The organism is Lacticaseibacillus chiayiensis (assembly GCF_004123795.1).
Classification (GTDB): Bacteria; Bacillota; Bacilli; order Lactobacillales; family Lactobacillaceae; genus Lacticaseibacillus; species Lacticaseibacillus chiayiensis.
In genome coordinates this window covers 1-1,708 of record NZ_MSSM01000071.1, presented here as the reverse complement: position 1 = coordinate 1,708, position 1,708 = coordinate 1, and the positions used below count along the sequence as shown (strand labels likewise).

Genomic DNA, 1,708 nt, shown 5'->3' with positions numbered 1-1,708 from the left:
AGAAACGGCAACCTGAACAGCAGAATTATCGCACCGCTATGAATGCCTATCTTCACAGCCGTGGCCGTAACACAGAAGGCATTGATTTTGAAAAGACAGACGTTGGTACCTTTGCGGTTTTGCGTGCTGATCCTACTGATGCCAGTGATGCAGTTAACGCTGGGGTTAAGTCTGTTGACGCGAAGGAGACAATTCCTGATACCATCGTCAATACGCCACAGCGTGAATTGCAGACAGTGGTCGACCTGAAACCATTCACTAATGTCTTCCAAGCATCCACACAAAAAGGAACTTATCCAACGATTGCAAATGCCACTACCAAGATGGCAACCGTTGCTGAACTGGAAAAGAACCCGGCAATGGCTAAGCCTGATTTCAAGCCTGTCAACTGGTCAGTAGACACCTACCGGCAAGCGTTGCCAATTTCGCAGGAATCAATTGATGATTCTGCGATTGATTTGGTCGGCTTGATTGCTCAAAACGCGCAACAAATCAAGGTCAACACGACTAACAGTGCCGTTGCAACTTTGCTGAAGGGATTCACTCCAAAGAGCATTACCTCCGTCGATGATTTGAAGCACATCAACAATGTGGACTTAGATCCGGCATATTCACGTGTCATCATCGCGTCCCAGAGCTTTTACAACTTCTTGGATACGGTGAAGGACGGTAATGGCCGTTACTTGTTGCAAGACAGTATCTTGACCCCGTCTGGCAAGAGCGTTCTTGGTATGCCGATTGTTGTTGTATCTGATGATACTTTGGGTGCAGCAGGCGAAGCACACGCCTTTTTGGGTGACATCAAGCGGGCAATTCTGTTTGCTAACCGCGCAGACTTCATGGTTCGCTGGGTTGATGATCAGATTTACGGTCAATTCTTACAAGCAGGAATGCGATTTGGTGTATCTGTTGCTGACGAAAAGGCTGGCTACTTCCTCACATACACCCCAAAAGCGTAACGCCTGACGGAGTGACTTTGAGCCAGAAAACGTTCACAGGTGGTGTCGGTGCCACAAAAGATATCACGGTGACAGTCACTCCTGATGGCGCTCCTCAAGCAGTCGAAGCTGTGTCGAGCGATGAAAGCGTAGCTACGGTTGTTAAGAAGTCCGATGGTGTTTACACTATTACCAATCTGGCAGCGGGCACAGCGACAATCACATTTAGCACTAATGGCATCAGCTCAACGCTTGCTGTTACTGTTAACGCCGGGTAGGTGATTACTCTTGGCAGATACTACGCTTGACAAAAGCCCACTGACTGATGAACAGTTTCAGGTTCTGAAAATGTACTTGAAAGTTGATCAGACAATCGAAGACCAAATGATTATGCAACTGGTGCATGACGCTTGTGGTGAAATCAGTTCGGCTATTAGTTTTGGATCAAATCCGGAACAATTTCTAAGCAATCCAGAAACTCGGGATCGTTTCTTCACAGCGCTGATGAAGCAAGTGAAGGAAGACTATGACTACCGAGGTATGGGTGCTGAAGTCATGCGCTTTCCTTTACAAACATCAACAACAAATATCATCAATCAGCTTCGCTCAGAATTGCCGGAAGAGGATGGTGATTCTGATGCGAACTAATCGAATGACTGAGAGAATTGCGTTCGTCAGCTATGAGTCAAAAAAGGTTAACGGAGTTCCGGTTGATGGTGTGCTTGTTAAGCATATGACGGTTTGGGCTGAAGTTCCTAAGGTACCAATCA

3 protein-coding genes and 1 pseudogene are annotated in these 1,708 nt (G+C 46.7%); all 4 read left to right on the top strand.

Annotated elements, in window-relative coordinates; translation table 11 throughout:
- Positions 1-959 (top strand): phage major capsid protein (locus BVJ53_RS14540; RefSeq protein WP_129302963.1); only part of this gene is annotated, 959 nt, incomplete at its 5' end.
- Positions 960-976: 17 nt separating this feature from the next.
- On the top strand, positions 977-1,216 hold the full coding sequence (locus tag BVJ53_RS14535; RefSeq protein WP_005712764.1) for an Ig-like domain-containing protein: 240 nt from the start codon (positions 977-979) through the stop codon (positions 1,214-1,216).
- Between the two features lie 10 nt (positions 1,217-1,226).
- Positions 1,227-1,586, top strand: a complete 360-nt coding sequence (locus tag BVJ53_RS14530; protein WP_129302962.1) for a head-tail connector protein — start codon at positions 1,227-1,229, stop codon at positions 1,584-1,586.
- Positions 1,576-1,708 (top strand): annotated as a pseudogene (locus BVJ53_RS15640) (head-tail adaptor protein); the annotation flags it as partial. The gene BVJ53_RS14530 and the pseudogene BVJ53_RS15640, both read left to right, overlap by 11 nt.